The sequence below is a fragment of the Acidovorax sp. LjRoot194 genome, from assembly GCF_964253015.1.
GTDB lineage: Bacteria > Pseudomonadota > Gammaproteobacteria > Burkholderiales > Burkholderiaceae_C > Acidovorax.
Window position 1 is genome coordinate 89,001 of the sequence record NZ_CAXUQB020000001.1, and the last position, 14,980, is coordinate 103,980.

The window sequence follows — 14,980 nt, forward strand, 5'->3', positions numbered from 1 at the left end:
GGCTTTTTTCATGGGCGGGCCGCACCAGCGCTTTCGTTCTGGCTTCGGCCTCGGCTGCCGAGCCGGTGGCGTGGCTGGTTGCGGAGTGTTTGACCTGCGTCATGCGCCGCGGCGCGGCTGCATGCCATTCTCGGGCTGTTGTTGTGTTGTCCACCCGGGAGAGTTGCCATGCCGTCCATCAGCCTGCGCACCATTCGCGAAGAGCATGCGTCGCTGGCGGCGGTGCTGCATTCACTGCGCCTGTTGCTCGACCAGGGGCCGGGCGACGCACCCGCCGCGTTCTTCGACGTGATGCGCGCGATGCTGTTCTACATCGACGAGTTTCCCGAGCGCCAGCACCACCCCAAGGAATCGCAATGGCTGTTCCCCAAGGTGGCCGAACGCTCGCCCGATGCCGCTGCCGCCATTGCACAACTGGAGCGTGAACACGCAGGGGGCGAGGCAGCGGTGCGCGAACTGCAGCACCTGCTGCTGGGTTGGGAGCTGATGGGCGAGTCGCGCCGCGAGGTGTTTGCACAGGCGCTGCGCAGGTATATCGGCTTTTACCTGGAGCACATGCGGCTGGAGGAGGCCGTGGTGCTGCCGGCCGCGCAGAAGTGTCTGGAGGAGGCCGACTGGGCCGCCATCGACGCCGCGTTTGCAGGCAATGCCAACCCGCTGGCGCACGGCCCGGCGCGGGACCCGTCGTATGACCGCCTGTTCACCCGCATCGTGATGCGGGCGCCGAGCCCGATCGGGCTGGGTTGAGCGAGCGGTGGGCACAGGGCGAGCGCAGTGCCCAGACGTTCACAGCCTTCCGTGTCTGGAGTGTGGGCTGTGTCTACAACCTTGACCGTCGATCTCCCCCACACCGTTCACGCTGAGCTGGTCGAAGCGCGGCGCAAGGCTTCGACAAGCTCAGCCCGAACGGTGGGGGATGGGCCAGCTTGCGGAACGATCCGAAGGTTGGGATTGATCGGACGGTGTCACGCTCAAGCAGCCAGCGCAGGGTAGTCCGTGTACCCCTCCGCACCGCCGCCGTACAGCGTGGCGCGGTTCACCTCGTTCAGCGGCGCGTCCTTTTGCAGGCGCTGCACCAGGTCCGGGTTGGCGATGAACGGGCGGCCGAAGGCCACGATGTCCGCGCCGTTCGCCAGCGCCGTTTCGGCCAGGGCCTTGTCGTAGGCGTTGTTCACCATCCACGCGCCCTGGCCGCCGGCTGTGCGGTATGCGGCCTTGAGCGCGGTGTAGTCGAAGGGGCGGTCCGGAATGTCGCGCGGGCCGCCCGTGGCGCCTTCGATCACGTGGATGTACGACAGGCCCAGCGGGCCCAGCTGGCGCACCACGTAGTCGAACAACGGCTGCGGGTCGGCGTCCACCACGTCGTTGGCGGGCGTGACGGGCGACAGGCGGATGCCGGTGCGGCCGGCGCCGATCTCTGCGGTGATGGCGTTGACCACTTCGAGCAGCAGGCGGGCGCGGTTCTCGATGCTGCCGCCGTACGCGTCGGTGCGCTGGTTGGCACCGGTCTTGAGGAACTGGTCGATCAGGTAGCCGTTGGCGGCGTGCACTTCCACACCGTCAAAGCCCGCGTCGATGGCGGCACGCGCGGCGCGGCGGTAGTCATCGACGATGCCGGGCAGCTCGGACAGCTCCAGCGCGCGGGGCACCGATGTTTCGGTGAAGGTGGGCACGCCGTCCTTGATCAGCACGGTCTTGGTCTTGGCCTGGATGGCCGACGGTGCGACGGGTGCGGCGTTGCCGGGCTGCAGGTCGGTGTGCGAGACGCGGCCCACGTGCCACAACTGCACCACGATCTTGCCGCCCGCGGCATGCACGGACTCGGTGACCTTCTTCCAGCCCGCGATCTGATCGGGCGCGTACAGGCCCGGTACGTCGGCATAGCCCTGGCCCTGGTGCGAGATGGCGGTGGCCTCGGAAATGATCAGACCGGCGCTGGCGCGCTGCGTGTAGTAGGTGGCCACGAGGTCAGTGGGCACGGCATTGGGCGAGCGGTTGCGCGTGAGCGGCGCCATGGCGACGCGGTTGGCCAGTTGCAGGTCACCGGCTTGGACGGGGTCGGACAGGAATGGCATGGGATGAAAACTTCCAGATAAAGCGTTGGTTGAAAACGTCGGCAGGGGCCATCGGTCGAAGGCCGAAGGTTAATGCTGCAGCGCAAAACGTGCAGCGCACTGGCGTCAACAAGGGCTCTGGTTTTGTGCTATTGGTCCCAGCGGCCCCGCTGCGGGCCGTGGCGCTGCCCGGCCAGCGCGCGAAAGGCGGCTGCGGCAAAATTGCACGCCATGCCCTCCCACCCTGCACCGCCCGGCGCGGTCCGGCCCTTGGCCACGTTGCCTGCCACGTTGCCCGCGCTGTGGCTGGCGGTGGCGCTCTCCATGGGCGCTGCGGTGTCGCTGGGCATCACACGCTTTGCGTATGCGCTGTTGCTGCCCCCCATGCGCGAGGACCTGGGCTGGACCTACACGCTGGCCGGGGCCATGAACACGGTGAATGCGCTGGGCTACCTGCTGGGCGCGCTGGCCACACCGTGGCTGCTGCAGCGCGTGGCGCCGGGCAAGGTGCTGGTGGCGGGCGCCGTGCTGGCGTCAGTGTTCATGGGGCTCAGCGGCTTTTTTGTGGATGCGGTGCCGCTGCTGGTGCAGCGCCTGCTGGCCGGTGGGGCCAGCGCGCTGGTGTTCATTGCCGGTGGTTTGCTGGCGGCGCGCCTGGGTGCGCATGCGACGGGGCGCGAAGGGCTGCTGCTGGGGCTGTACTACGGCGGCACGGGCTGGGGCATCAGCCTGTCGGCGCTGCTGGTGCCTGCAGTGCTGGCGGCCGCGCCCGGGCCGCATGCCTGGACGTGGGCCTGGTGGGCGCTGGCCGTTGCCTGCGCCGGTGCCACCGCGGTGTTGCTGTGGCCCGCGCGCCGCCTGCAGGCCCTGGCCGCACCGGCAGCGCCTGCCACGCCGTTCAACCTGCAACATCCGCCCGCCCGGGTGAGCTGGCGGGCCCTGGGGCCTGCGCTGCTGGGCTACGGCCTGTTTGGCGTGGGCTACATCGGCTACATGACCTTTGTGGTGGCGCTGCTGCGCGAGCAGGGCGCCAGCGGCACCGCGGTGACCTGGTTCTATGCGCTGCTGGGGCTGGCCGTGCTGCTGTCCTCGCGCATCTGGGCGGGCCTGCTGGACCGCAGCCGGGGCGGGCAGGCGCTGGCGCTGCTCAACGGCCTGCTGGGCGTGGCCACGGTGCTGCCGGCGCTCACGTCCGCGTGGCCGGTGGTGCTGGGATCGGGCTTGCTGTTCGGCGGGGTGTTCCTGTCGGTGGTCGCATCCACCACGGCGCTGGTGCGCCACAACCTGCCCCAGGTGCTGTGGGCCAGCGGCATCAGCGCGTTCACCATCGTGTTCGCGGCCGGGCAGATCGTCGGGCCCACGGTGGTCGGCTGGATCGCCGACGGCCCGGGCGGCCTGGCGCGCGGGCTGGTGTTCTCGGCCTGTGCGCTCTGGGCGGGGGCGCTGGTGGCGTCGCGGCAAAGGCCGCTGGCGGGGTCTGGCGCAGGCGGCTGACCGGGGGTGTGGGGCGAGCAGGACCCTGCACAGATGCCGCGCTGGCGGTTAGTTGGTTTTCGCATATCCAAGTGCGAAACCAGTGCAAGCCGCCAACGGCCCGCTGCCTAGAATTTTTCTCTCATGCCATGGGCGGACCCGCGCCGCACCGTGGCCGCATCCGACGCATCCCGAGAGGACATTCCCCCCATGGCAACGACAACACGCAGAAAAAGCATCCAGGCCGCGGCCTTGCTGGTAGGCACGGTATTGGGCTTCAGTGCCCTGGCGCAGACCCGCGAGGTGGTCATCGGCTACCAGGACATGGTCGTGCCGTGGCGCCATGCACAGGAAACGCGCGAGGTCGAAAAGCGCACGGGCTACAAGGTCACCTACCGCAAGCTGGGCAGCGGCGCCGAGGTGGTGCGCGCGCTGGCCTCCGGCGCCATCCACATCGGCGAGGCGGGCTCGTCGCCCTTCGCATCGGCCATCTCGCAGGGCGTGCCCATCGAGGTTTTCTGGGTGCTGGACAACATCAACGATGCCGAGGCCCTGGTGGCGCGCAACGGCTCGGGCGTGAACACGCTGGCGGACCTGAAGGGCAAGAAGATCGGCCTGCCCTTTGTGTCGACCACGCACTTCCACGCGCTGGTGGCGCTGCAGGACGCGGGCGTGGACCCCAAGAGCGTGCAGATCGTGAACCTGCGCCCGCCCGAGATCTTGGCGGCCTGGGGGCGCGGCGACATCGACGCGACCTTTGTGTGGGACCCGGTGCTGGCCAAGGCCAAGACCAACGGCAAGGTGATCATCACGTCGGGCCAGATCGCGGCCAAGACCGGCAAGGCGACGTTCGACGGCCTGGCCGTGACCAAGGCCTTTGCCAAGGAGCATGACGGCTTCCTCGCGCAGTTCGTGCAGGTGCTGGCCGATGCCGACAAGGCCTACACCGGCCACAAGGCTGCCTGGACCGCCGAGTCGGCCGAGGTCAAGTCCGTCGCCAAGTGGAGCGGGGCCGAGGCGCCCACCGTGCCGGCCAGCCTGGCGCTGTACGCCTTTGTGCCGCCCGCCGAGCAGGCATCGAACCAGTGGCTGGGTGGCGGCAAGGACTCGGGCGTGGCCAAGTCGCTGGCGGCTACCGCGGCCTTTTTGAAGGAGCAGGGCACCATCCAGAACGTGCTGCCCGACTACTCCGTCGGCGTGAACCCCGCCTGGGTGCGGCGTGCCAAGTAGCCACGGCGATGGCGCAGAACAAGGCCTGCAGATACGGGGCCTGAACGTGCGCTATGCCGGTGCGCGACATGCGTCGCCGGTGCTTGCGCTGCAGGACGTGGACCTTGACATCGCGCGCGGCGAACTCGTGGTGGCGTTGGGCGCATCGGGCTGCGGCAAGACCACGCTGCTCAACTGCATCGCGGGCTTTACCGAGGCGTCGTCCGGCAGCATCACGCTGAACGGCCGCGCGGTGACCGGGCCTGGCGCGGAGCGCGGCGTGGTGTTCCAGAAGCATGCGCTGATGCCCTGGCTCAACGTGGTCGACAACGTGGCACTCGGCCTGCGCCTGCGCGGTGTGCCGCGCGCAGAGCGGCGTCGATTGGCTATCGAGAAGCTGGCCCTGGTGGGCCTGGAGGCCTTTGCCGACGCGCCCGTGTGGCAGCTGTCGGGCGGCATGCAGCAGCGCGTGGGCATTGCCCGCGCCCTGGCCAGCGACCCCGACGTGCTGCTCATGGACGAGCCGCTGGGCGCGCTCGACGCGTTCACCCGCGAGTCGCTGCAGGAGCTGGTGCTGCAGCTGTGGCAGCGCACGGGCAAGACGATTTTCTTCATCACCCACGATGTGGAGGAGGCGCTGTTCCTGGCCTCGCGCCTCATCGTGATGACACCGCGCCCCGGCCGCATCGCGCAGCAGCATGCGCTGGCGTTCAACACCGAATACCTGGGTGGCCGGGCTGCGCGCGCCGTGAAGTCGGACGCGCAGTTCATCGCCTGGCGCGAACGCGTGCTGGACTGGATCGCGCCCGGCGTGGTGGCAAATGCGGAGCCTGCGCATGCCTGATGCCATGAGCCAGATCCTGGTGGTGCCGGGCATTGGACGCGATGCGCCTGGTGCGGCCGTGTCCGATGCACCTGCCGCGCCGCACGTTGCACACGTAGCGTCCTCGCTGCGTGCCGTGGCGCCGTTCCGTCTGCCCGGCAGCGGACCGAGCCGCGGCATCAGCGCCGTGTGTGTGGTCGCGCTGGTGGCGCTGTGGTGGCTGGCCACGCACCTGGCCTGGGTGCCGCCCCTGTTCCTGCCCGCACCCGATGCCGTGCTGCGCGCGTTGGGCGATGCCTGGCGCGGCAACATCCAGGGCGGTGAGCCGCTGTGGAAGCACCTGCAGTGGAGCGCGATCCGCGTGTTCGGTGCGTTCGCCTTGGCGGCTGTCACAGCCGTGCCGGTGGGCATCGCCATGGGCGTGAGCCGCGTGGCGCGCGGCGTGTTCGACCCGCCCATCGAGTTCTACCGCCCGCTGCCGCCGCTGGCCTACCTGCCGCTGATCGTGATCTGGCTGGGCATCGACGAGGCGTCCAAGATTTTGCTGATCTACCTGGCCTGCTTTGCCCCCATCGCGCTGGCCGCCAAGGCCGGCGTGCGCAGCGCGAGCGTGGAGCAGATCAACGCCGCCCTGTCGCTGGGCGCGGGCCGATGGCAGCTGGTGCGGCACGTCATCGTGCCCGCTGCGCTGCCCGAGATCATGGTGGGCCTGCGCATCGCCATCGGCTTCGGGTGGACCACGCTCGTGGCCGCCGAGATGGTGGCAGCCACCGTGGGGCTGGGGCAGATGGTGCTCAATGCCTCCAACTTCTTGCGCACCGATGTGGTGGTGATGGGCATCCTGGTCATCGGCCTGGTGGCGTGGACCTTCGACTGGTTCATGCGCTGGCTGGAGCAGCGCTTCGTGCCCTGGAAGGGGCGTTAGTCTTTGAGTCAGTCTCGGAACTGTGGCCCGCCACAGCGCATGAAACTGGCGCGGCCCAAGGCCAGTGCACTTGCGCAAGGGCCGCCCCGCCGCGCTGGGTGCGTCCCCCTCCCGAATCGCGCAGCGAGTCGAGAGAGGGGGAAGGCGCGCAGCGCCTCAGGGGGAGCTTATTACTTCAACAAGCCTTCGGCCTTCATGGCCTCCTGCACCGCAGGGCGGGCGGCCACGCGGTCACGGTAGGCGGCCAGGTTCGTTAGAGCGGAAATATCCACGTTGGTCGGCTTGGCCCAGTTGGTCACGGTGAACAGATAACCGTCGGCCACGGTGAACTGGTCGCCCATCAGGTACTGCTTGTCGGCCAGCTGGCTGTCCACCCACTGCAGGCGCTGCAGCAGCTTCTCGCGCGCCATGGTCTTGTATTCCTCAGGCGTGGCGGGGTTGAACAGGGGGCTGAAGCCCTTGTGGATTTCGGTGCCGATGAAGGTCAGCCATTCCTGCAGGCGGTAGCGCTGCAGCGAGCCGTTGGTGGGCGCCAGCATCTTCAGGGGCACCTGGTCGGCGATGTACTGCACGATGGCCGGGCCTTCGCGCAGGCGCGTGCCGTCGTCCAGCTCCAGCATGGGCACATAGCCCAGCGGGTTGATGCTGTAGTAGTCGGTGCCGTCCTGCAGCTTGTGGCTCTTGGTGCTGGCCAGCACCGGTGTGAAGGCCAGGCCTGCTTCGTGCAGGGCGATGTGGGGGGACAGCGAGCAGGCGCCGGGGGAGTAGTACAGCTTCATGATGAAAAGGTCCTTCTGAGAAAAAGTGACGAAAAGCCCCGCATCCTATGCCTTGCGCGTGACCCTGGCCGTCGTCTTGGGGTGTGCGGCGTTGTGGGACGCCCCCTGCACAAGCCTCAGCTGTCGTAGCCGGGCGCCTCGCGCTGCACTTTGCGCAGCAGCGCAGGCCACGCAAACGCGCCGCCCAGGCCCCCGGTCTGCACACGCATGGCCTGCGCCACGCCGCTCACGATCTGCGGGTTCACGGCCGTGAGATCGCCGCCGGCCTGCGCATCGATCTGGATGCGGCAGGTGTTCTCGAAGGTGTACATCGACAGAAACGCATCGGCAATCGTCTTGCCCACCGTGAGCAGCCCGTGGTTGCGCAGCATGAGGAAGTTGGCCTCGCCCAGGTCGGCCTGCAGGCGCGGCTTTTCCTCGTCGCGAAAGGCCACGCCCTCGTACTCGTGGTACGCCAGCGAGCCCAGCACGAACGTGCTCTGCTGGCTGATGGGCAGCACGCCGCCCTTTTGCGCGCTGACCGCCACGCCCGCGCGGGTGTGGGTGTGCAGCACGCAGCCGGCGTCGGGCCGGGCCTCGTGCACGGCGCTGTGGATCACGAAGCCCGCGGGGTTCACGGGGAAGGGCGAGTCGTGCAGCTTGTTGCACTGCATGTCCACCTTGATCAGGCTCGACGCGGTGATCTCCTCGAACATCAGGCCGTAGGGGTTGATGAGGAACTGGTGCTCGGGGCCCGAGACCGACTCGGGCAGCTTGGCGCTGATGTGGGTGAAGACGAGATCGCTCCAGCCGTAGAGGCTCACGAGCCGGTAGCACGCGGCCAGGTCGCAGCGCAGCTGCCATTCTTCGGGACTGACGCTTTCTTGCAGGGAGGGGGTGGCGATCATGGGGCGTGTCTCCGGATGTTGTGGACTGAAACGCCCACTGTAGGCCGCCCCGCCGCGTGGCGCTGTCAGGCAGGCTACACAAGCCGCAGAAAGGGCTATGGGCCCCAGCCGGAGGCCCGCCGGGCAGGCCGGCAGACAGGCGGGCTTCAGCAGGCCGCAGGGCCGTCCGCGTAGATTGACGGAAAGTACCGCTCCATCAGCGACTGGGGCTTCAGCGGCGCGGTGAACCCGAAGCCCGCATACAGGCCATGCGCGTCGCCCGTGGCCAGGGTGAAGCGGCGCAGGCCCTGCAGGCGGGGGTGGGCCATGACGTGCTGCATCAGCACCTTGCTGTGGCCGTGGCCGCGGTGCTCGGGCAGCACGAACACGTCGACCAGGTTGGCGAAAGTGGCGTAGTCCGAGATCACCCGCGCAAAGGCGACCTGCGACGGGCCCAGGAATCCGCCGAAGCACAGCGAGTGCTCCATGGCGCGCTGCAGCGTGGCCAGGGGAATGCCCCGCGCCCAGGTGGACTGCTCTGACAGGAAGCGGTGGATGAGCGCGGTATCGAGCTCGTCCGCGTGGGTGGTGACGCGCAGGGTGTGCATGCGAAAAGTATACGAACGGCATGCAGTCGGACCAGGCCGCCTGGAGTTCCCGGCCGGCCTTAAACCCCCACAGGCTGGGTCGGGATGGGGCTGCGCATGCCCGCGTTGAGCAGGTTCCACGCGTTCATCACGGCGATGGCAAAGCCCAGGTCCGAGATCTCTGCGTCGGTGAAAACGGCTTTGAGCTTGTCGAACTCTTCGTCGCTCGCGTCGCTGTGCGGCGTGGCGGTGAGGATCTCGGCCCAGCGGAACGCGGCGCGCTCGCGGTCGTTGAAGAACGGTGCCTCGCGCCAGCCGGCCACGGCGTTCAGGTGGCGCGGTTCCATGCCATCCTTGACGAGGAAGTTCCAGTGCATGTCCATGCAGTAGGCGCAGCCGTTGATTTGCGAGACGCGCAGGAACACGAGCTCTGCCAGGCGCGCGCCCAGGGCGCCCTTCTTGATGGTTTCCGACACGTTGACCAGGCCCATGAAGGCCTTGGACGAGAGCTGGTGGTAGGGCAGGCGGGCGGTGTGCTGGGACATGGAAGACTCCTGGGTTGCGCTGTGGTTGAAATGAAAGGGCGGTGGGTGCGAGGCACGGGCCATCGCATTCCATACCTTTCAAGACGTGCGCGTGTTGTCCGGTGTGACAGCGGGCGGTGATTTTTTCGCTGCCTCCACTCCACCTCCATCCACGTCACCACGTCACCACCACCACGCCCAGCCCCGTAGCCGTGTCAGTCCAGCGAGAGCGGGATGCCCGCGAGCTTGTCCGGGTTGCGGATCGCGTAGATCGCCACGATGCGCTCGCCGTCGGTCACGAAGGCCTGTGCCGATTCGAGCTGGCCGTCCAGGTAGCGCAGCAGCCCCGGCTCGCCGTTGATGAGAGCCATGCGGTAGACCACCTGCGTGCCCAGGCGGCGGAACAGGGCCCAGTACAGGTTGGCGATGCGGAAGGGGCCGACCAGCGGCTTGGGGAACGACGGCACCTTGCCACCACCGTCGCCGATGAGCTGGGCGTCTTCGCTGAGCAGCGTTTCGATGGCGTTGCGGTCGCCGCTTCGCGCGGCCAGCATGAAGTGCTGCAGCAGCTGGTGGTGCACGTTGCGCGGCACCTCGAAGCGGGTGCGCGCCTGCTGCACGCGTTCGCTCGCGCGGTGCACCATCTGCCGGCAGCTGGCCTCGGTCTTGCCCAGCTGGGCCGCGATCTCGGGGTAGTCGTAGTCGAACACCTGGCGCAGCAAAAAGGCGGCGCGCTCCTCGGGCCCCAGGCGCTCCAGCACGTACATGAACGCCACCGACAGCTCGCCCGCCAGCTCGGCGGCCGACTCGGGCGTGTGCGCACCGTCCAGCTCCACCAGCGGCTCTGGCAGCCACCAGCCCACATAGGCCTCGCGCTCGGCCTTGAGCGCGCGCAGCCGGTCGATGGACAGGCGCGTGACCACCGTGACCAGCCAGGCTTCTGCGGACTGCAGGGCGGCGGGGTCGGTGCGGCTCCAACGCAGCCAGGCGTCCTGCAGCACGTCTTCGGCATCGGCGCGCACGCCGAGCATGCGGTAGGCAATGCCGAAGAGGCGGGGGCGCAAGGTGGTGAAGGGGTCGGTGGCGCAAGCGCCGGAGGGGGCTGGGGGGGCTGCGGGGGTCATGGGCTGGTGCCTGGTCTGGGGGTGGTGGAGCAGATCAACCGCCGCTGCGCGTTGTCTGGCCATATGGACCAGACGGAGGAGACTGCCGGTGTGTGACAGCTTGGAGGAGTTTGCTCCTGTTTTGATAGCTGGTTGCGCTTGCCAGATGAGCGGTAGGGCCGGTTTTGATCGTAAGCCGCAGCGCGTGACACCGGTGTGGTGGCCCGTTGCAGCTCAAGGCCGGAACGGCGCCGCGCCCGGCTGGGTCAGCCGCTCCAGCCGCTCCAGGTACACGAAGGCCGATGCGGTGCTGGCGCCGCACATCTCGGCCGATGGCATGAGCCCGCCGCACACCGCGGGGCGCTCGGGCTGCCCAAAAATGAGGCAGCGCTCGCCCGCGCCCAGCTGCGCGCACCGCACCCCGGCGGGCTTGCCCTGCGGCATGCCCGGGATGGGAGAGCTGATGGAAGGTGCGGTGCAGCAGGCGCCGCAGCCGGGGCGGCAGTTCACGGCTGTTTGCTATTGTTTATATAGCTGCTAGCGCTGGATGGGCAAGCGGTAGCGCCCATTTTTAACGGAATTTTTGCGTTCACTGCGCGGCGCTGTCGCCATGCAGGCGGCTGGATGCCCACAGCACCTGCTCCACCACACCCCGCACGCGGTCGCGGTGGGCGGGCTGCACCAGTGCGCCCGCCTCGTCAAAGGCAGTGCCGGCCGAACCCAGTGCAAACGCCTTGGGCGCCAGCCAGCATTCGGCGTTGATGAGCAGCGGGGCCAGGTGGCTTTGCGAGCGCAGGCCGCCCAGTGCGCCGGGCGACGCGCTGAGCATGCCCACCACCTTGCCGCGGAAGGACTTGCCGCCGTCTTCCCAGTCGGGGTTACCCTTGACGGGGCTGGAGGCCCAGTCGATGGTGTTCTTGAGCAGGGCGGTGTAGCTGCCGTTGTACTCGGGCGAGCAGATCACCCAGGCCGGGTGTTGCCACAGCACTTCCTTGAGCCGGATCACGTCGGCCGGCGTGCCCTGGGCTTCGAGGTCGGCGTTGTACAGCGGGATGTCGAAGTCCGACAGCTCCAGCAGCGTGACGGTGGCACCGGCATCGCGCGCGATGGCTGCGGTGGCGTGGGCCAGCTTGCGGTTGAAGGACTGCTGGCGGGTGCTGCCGGCGAAGATGAGGAGAGAGGGGGTAGTCTGGGGCATGGTGCCTGCGATTGGAGCACAGGCGTGCAGCAGGAATACTGCAAGACACTGCCAAGGCGCGGGCGTGCCTTAGCGGTCGTGCGTGGTTGCCGCATGCAGCCCAGGCCGGGTCCGCGTCGCGCTGCGCCACACCAGCGTACCCAGCGCGGCGGCAAACGCCGCCAGGCTGAGCCCCGCGCGCCAGAGGTTGGCGGCGTTCCACCGGTCGCGCACGCCCGCCCAGTCGGCCGGCAGCGCCTGGGGGTTCCAGGATTCGGTGGTGTGGTTCAGCGGCAGGTTCACCTGCTGGGTGAAGAACACGATGCCCAACACATAGGCCGCCCCCACCAGTGCGAGCCCGCGCCACCAGCCCGCCCGGTGCTCCCGCCAAGCCGCGAGCAGGGCCAGTGCACACCATACGGGCGGGCCGAAGAAGAGGGTGAAGAACAGCGCATGCCGCACATTGCGGTTGAGGGCCGACTGCACGGTGGCGTAGGTGGCACCGTCCATCTGCAGCAGCGCCATGTTGACGTTGGCGCTGTAGGTGCCGAAGAACCCGGCCATGAGGCCCAACCACAGTACGGTCAGGGCATGGGGTGCGAGTGCGAGCGGAGAGGGGACGGAGTTGGCGAATGTGGGATGGGGGTTGGGCATGGTCTGAGGGTGCGAGGGAGTGGCGAGTTGCCCACTCTCGCAACGTTCGGCATCCAGCGCCTTAACCTTTAATAAGCCCCAGCTCGCTGCGCACCCGCGACAGGGTGACGTCCGTCATGCCCAGGTACGAGGCCAGGTGCCGCAGGGGAATGCGGTCGGCCCACTGGGGACGCTCGCGCACCAGCTTCTCGTAGCGCTGGCGGGCGCCGAGTTGCAAGAACTCCTGCTCGCGCTGCATCTTGCCGTCCAGCAGGGCGCAAAGCGTGCGGTGTTCCAGGCTTGTCCACGCGGGCCAAGTGGCGGCCGGCCTGTCTGCGGTCGGCCAGGGCAGGGCCCACAGCACGGTGGCGTCTTCCATTGGTTCCACGTGAAACATTGCCGGTGTTTCGCGCAGCCAGGGGGTGACAGGCCAGAGCATGCTGCCATCCAGGAAGAAGTTCTTGTTGGACTCCGCTCCTTTGCTGTCCAGGTAGTACAGGCGCAGGGCTCCGCGCTCCACCCACCACAGGTGCCGCCAGTGATCACCTGCCTGAAGCAGCGGTTGCCCGCGCTGCAATTGCAGGCGCTGAGCGCTGGCCCACCAGTCCAGAACAGGTGGTGGCGCAGAGCCCAGCAACTGGGTCAGGAACAGGGTAAGGGGCGTAGAAACAGACACGGCCAGCGCAAAGTGGGAAAATCGCGGGTTACCCGCCGGGCGCCGGGGCCGTTGTGCCCAAGCTGCGGAGGCGGGCCGAGGGGCTGCGCGCCTGCCAGTCAGCGGCTGCAGCAGCACCCCGGGTTTTCATTATCGGGCCCACCAGGCCCCGGAGTTGTCCCATGTTGTACCCCCAGGAATTTGATGTGATCGTTGTCGGCGGTGGCCATGCAGGCACCGAGGCTGCGCTGGCCGCCGCGCGCATGGGCAGCAAGACGCTGCTGCTCACGCACAACATCGAGACGCTGGGGCAGATGAGCTGCAACCCGAGCATTGGCGGCATCGGCAAGGGGCATCTGGTCAAGGAAGTGGACGCATTGGGCGGTGCGATGGCGCTGGCCACGGACGAGGGCGGCATCCAGTTCCGCATCCTCAACAGCTCCAAGGGCCCGGCCGTGCGTGCCACCCGGGCCCAGGCCGACCGTATTTTGTACAAGGCCGCCATCCGCCGCATGCTGGAGAACCAGCCCAACCTGTGGCTCTTCCAGCAGGCGGTGGATGACCTGATGGTGGAGGGCGACCGGGTGGTGGGCGCCGTAACGCAGGTGGGTATCCGCTTCCGGTCGCGCACAGTGGTGCTCACGGCCGGCACCTTCCTGGACGGCAAGATCCATGTGGGTCTGAACAACTACGCAGCTGGCCGGGCAGGGGACCCGCCCGCGGTGTCGCTGTCCGCACGCCTCAAGGAGCTGAAGCTGCCCCAGGGTCGCCTCAAGACCGGCACGCCCCCGCGGCTGGATGGGCGCAGCATCGACTTTTCGAAGTGCGCGGAGCAGCCCGGTGACGGCATGCCCGGTGGCGTGAACGAGGGCACCGTGCCGGTGTTCAGCTTCATGGCGCATGCGCACGGTGGTGCCGCCATGCACCCGCGCCAGATGCCGTGCTGGGTGACGCACACCAACGAGCGCACGCACGAGATCATCCGCAGCGGCTTCGACCGCAGCCCCATGTTCACCGGCAAGATCGAGGGCGTGGGCCCGCGCTACTGCCCGAGCGTGGAAGACAAGATCAACCGCTTTGCCGACAAGGACAGCCACCAGATCTTCCTGGAGCCCGAAGGCCTGACGACCCACGAGTTCTACCCCAACGGCATCTCCACCAGCCTGCCGTTCGACATCCAGTACGAGCTGGTGCGCAGCATGCCGGGGCTGGAGAACGCGCACATCCTGCGCCCGGGCTACGCCATCGAATACGACTACTTTGACCCGCGCTCGCTCAAGAGCAGCTTTGAGACGCGGCAGATCCAGGGTTTGTTCTTTGCGGGACAAATCAACGGCACCACCGGCTACGAAGAGGCGGCTGCGCAGGGCCTGTTTGCCGGTATCAACGCGGCGCTGCAGTGCCGTGGCGATGCGCCCTGGCTGCCTGGCCGCGACGAGGCGTACCTGGGCGTGCTGGTGGACGACCTGATCACCAAGGGTGTGACCGAGCCGTACCGTATGTTCACCAGCCGGGCCGAGTTCCGACTGCAGCTGCGTGAGGACAACGCAGACATGCGCCTGACCGAAGCAGGGCGCCGCATGGGCTTGGTGGACGATGCGCGCTGGGATGCGTTCAGCCGCAAGCGCGATGCTGTTTCACGTGAAACAGAACGCCTCAAGTCCACCTGGGTGAACCCACGCAGCCTGCCCGCGGCCGAATCGGAGCGCGTGCTGGGCAAGAGCATCGAGCATGAGTACAACCTGTTCGAGTTGCTGCGCCGCCCCGATGTGAACTACGCCAACCTGATGTCGCTGGATGGCGGTAAGCATGCTTCGGCCGATGTTTCACGTGAAACACTGGGTGCGTTGGCCGAGTCGGTGCTGGAACAGGTGGAGATTGCCGCCAAGTACGCCGGCTACATCGACCGCCAGCGGGACGAGGTGGAGCGTGCCGCGCACTTCGAGAAGCTGCGCCTGCCGCCCGACCTGGACTACTTGCAAGTCACGGCCCTGAGCTTCGAGGCCCGCCAGGTGCTCAGCCGCCACCGGCCCGAGACGCTGGGGCATGCGTCGCGCATTACCGGCATCACACCGGCCACGATATCGCTGTTGATGGTCCATTTGAAGAAGGGCGGCTTCAAGGAGTTTGCTGTCGCTCCGGCCAAGGCAGAAGGCGAAGTGGCGGCATGAC

General features: G+C 68.0%; 16 protein-coding genes. 6 read left to right on the top strand and 10 right to left on the bottom strand.

Translation table 11 applies throughout. The annotated features are described in order from the left end of the window. The first annotated feature begins 168 nt into the window (after nt 1-168). The gene (locus ACSQ3N_RS00395; RefSeq protein ID WP_056171618.1) at nt 169-747 is read left to right on the top strand and encodes a hemerythrin domain-containing protein; all 579 of its coding nucleotides are present in this window, start codon (nt 169-171) and stop codon (nt 745-747) included. 224 nt (nt 748-971) lie between these two features. Here the strand turns inward: ACSQ3N_RS00395 and ACSQ3N_RS00400 are convergent, their stop codons facing one another. After that, entirely contained in the window at nt 972-2,075 is a 1,104-nt protein-coding gene (locus tag ACSQ3N_RS00400) for an alkene reductase (protein WP_436145322.1), read from the bottom strand. Between the two features lie 210 nt (nt 2,076-2,285). Between ACSQ3N_RS00400 and ACSQ3N_RS00405 the strand changes: the two genes are divergently transcribed. The 4 genes from ACSQ3N_RS00405 to ACSQ3N_RS00420 all read left to right on the top strand — a co-directional run bounded on the left by ACSQ3N_RS00405 (nt 2,286) and on the right by ACSQ3N_RS00420 (nt 6,484). Then, a complete protein-coding gene (locus ACSQ3N_RS00405; protein ID WP_056171621.1) occupies nt 2,286-3,548 on the top strand; it encodes a YbfB/YjiJ family MFS transporter in 1,263 nt (420 codons plus the stop codon). Between the two features lie 189 nt (nt 3,549-3,737). Then, the gene (gene tauA / locus ACSQ3N_RS00410) at nt 3,738-4,757 is read left to right on the top strand and encodes a taurine ABC transporter substrate-binding protein (RefSeq protein ID WP_436145323.1); all 1,020 of its coding nucleotides are present in this window, start codon (nt 3,738-3,740) and stop codon (nt 4,755-4,757) included. Further along, nucleotides 4,747-5,580: a taurine ABC transporter ATP-binding protein gene (locus ACSQ3N_RS00415; RefSeq protein WP_056171623.1), complete on the top strand. Its 834-nt coding sequence runs from the start codon at nt 4,747-4,749 to the stop codon at nt 5,578-5,580. The genes tauA and ACSQ3N_RS00415 overlap by 11 nt, the downstream gene beginning before the upstream one ends. Continuing rightward, nucleotides 5,573-6,484, top strand: a complete 912-nt coding sequence (locus ACSQ3N_RS00420) for an ABC transporter permease subunit (RefSeq protein WP_156372151.1) — start codon at nt 5,573-5,575, stop codon at nt 6,482-6,484. Before ACSQ3N_RS00415 ends, ACSQ3N_RS00420 begins: the two co-directional genes overlap by 8 nt. Before the next feature lie 170 nt (nt 6,485-6,654). Here ACSQ3N_RS00420 and gstA read toward each other — a convergent pair whose 3' ends face one another. From gstA to ACSQ3N_RS00465, 9 genes are all read right to left on the bottom strand, one after another. After that, nucleotides 6,655-7,263, bottom strand: coding sequence for a glutathione transferase GstA (gstA, locus tag ACSQ3N_RS00425; RefSeq protein WP_056171625.1), 609 nt, complete (start codon nt 7,261-7,263; stop codon nt 6,655-6,657). Between the two features lie 116 nt (nt 7,264-7,379). Further along, nucleotides 7,380-8,150, bottom strand: a complete 771-nt coding sequence (locus tag ACSQ3N_RS00430; RefSeq protein WP_436145324.1) for a class II aldolase/adducin family protein — start codon at nt 8,148-8,150, stop codon at nt 7,380-7,382. A gap of 146 nt (nt 8,151-8,296) precedes the next feature. Next, complete coding sequence (locus ACSQ3N_RS00435; RefSeq protein WP_436145325.1) at nt 8,297-8,737, bottom strand: GNAT family N-acetyltransferase; 441 nt, start codon at nt 8,735-8,737, stop codon at nt 8,297-8,299. A 59-nt stretch (nt 8,738-8,796) separates the two neighbouring features. After that, nucleotides 8,797-9,261: a carboxymuconolactone decarboxylase family protein gene (locus tag ACSQ3N_RS00440; RefSeq protein WP_056171631.1), complete on the bottom strand. Its 465-nt coding sequence runs from the start codon at nt 9,259-9,261 to the stop codon at nt 8,797-8,799. Between the two features lie 194 nt (nt 9,262-9,455). Further along, complete coding sequence (locus ACSQ3N_RS00445; RefSeq protein WP_436145326.1) at nt 9,456-10,364, bottom strand: RNA polymerase sigma-70 factor; 909 nt, start codon at nt 10,362-10,364, stop codon at nt 9,456-9,458. Between the two features lie 213 nt (nt 10,365-10,577). Next, on the bottom strand, nt 10,578-10,853 hold the full coding sequence (locus tag ACSQ3N_RS00450; RefSeq protein ID WP_436145327.1) for a YkgJ family cysteine cluster protein: 276 nt from the start codon (nt 10,851-10,853) through the stop codon (nt 10,578-10,580). A 79-nt stretch (nt 10,854-10,932) separates the two neighbouring features. Continuing rightward, complete coding sequence (locus tag ACSQ3N_RS00455; protein ID WP_436145328.1) at nt 10,933-11,541, bottom strand: NADPH-dependent FMN reductase; 609 nt, start codon at nt 11,539-11,541, stop codon at nt 10,933-10,935. Nucleotides 11,542-11,610: 69 nt separating this feature from the next. Beyond that, nucleotides 11,611-12,174, bottom strand: a complete 564-nt coding sequence (locus ACSQ3N_RS00460) for an anthrone oxygenase family protein (protein ID WP_436145329.1) — start codon at nt 12,172-12,174, stop codon at nt 11,611-11,613. A gap of 61 nt (nt 12,175-12,235) precedes the next feature. After that, a complete protein-coding gene (locus ACSQ3N_RS00465) occupies nt 12,236-12,829 on the bottom strand; it encodes a Crp/Fnr family transcriptional regulator (RefSeq protein WP_436145330.1) in 594 nt (197 codons plus the stop codon). 161 nt (nt 12,830-12,990) lie between these two features. Here ACSQ3N_RS00465 and mnmG point away from each other — a divergent pair, with 161 nt between their 5' ends. Continuing rightward, complete coding sequence (gene mnmG / locus ACSQ3N_RS00470; RefSeq protein ID WP_436145331.1) at nt 12,991-14,979, top strand: tRNA uridine-5-carboxymethylaminomethyl(34) synthesis enzyme MnmG; 1,989 nt, start codon at nt 12,991-12,993, stop codon at nt 14,977-14,979. Nucleotide 14,980: the final 1 nt, after the last annotated feature.